Source organism: Faecalibacterium sp. DFI.5.82 (assembly GCF_029076575.1).
GTDB classification, from domain to species: domain Bacteria; phylum Bacillota; class Clostridia; order Oscillospirales; family Ruminococcaceae; genus Faecalibacterium; species Faecalibacterium duncaniae.
In genome coordinates, this window is the sequence record NZ_JARFIS010000776.1 from 1 (window position 1) to 300 (window position 300).

The 300-nt window shown below is 59.3% G+C and carries 1 pseudogene; it reads right to left on the reverse strand.

The annotated features are described in order from the left end of the window. Positions 1–238, reverse strand: a pseudogene (locus tag P0G09_RS18860) (tRNA (guanosine(46)-N7)-methyltransferase TrmB); the annotation flags it as partial. Positions 239–300 lie beyond the last annotated feature (62 nt).

Below are 300 nucleotides of genomic sequence, written 5' to 3' on the forward strand. Positions count from 1 at the left end.
CGGTGCGGATGTTCCACTCCGGCTCGTTCTCGTGCAGGTCAAAGGACTTCCAGGTGATCTCGTAGCCGGAAGCGGGGAAGTACTCCAGGCTGTCGCGGTACAGGTCGTCGTCATCGGTCTTGAAGTAGATCTCGCCGCCGTCCTTCAGGAATTCGCGGTACTGGATGTGCTGGCGGGGATAGGTGAGCCGGTGCTTGTTGGAGGAAGCGTTCTTGCTCCACGGGTTGCAGAAGTTGATTTAGATGCGGCTGACGGTATCCTGGGCGGTGAGCACACCCTTGATGCGCTCGATGTCGGTGC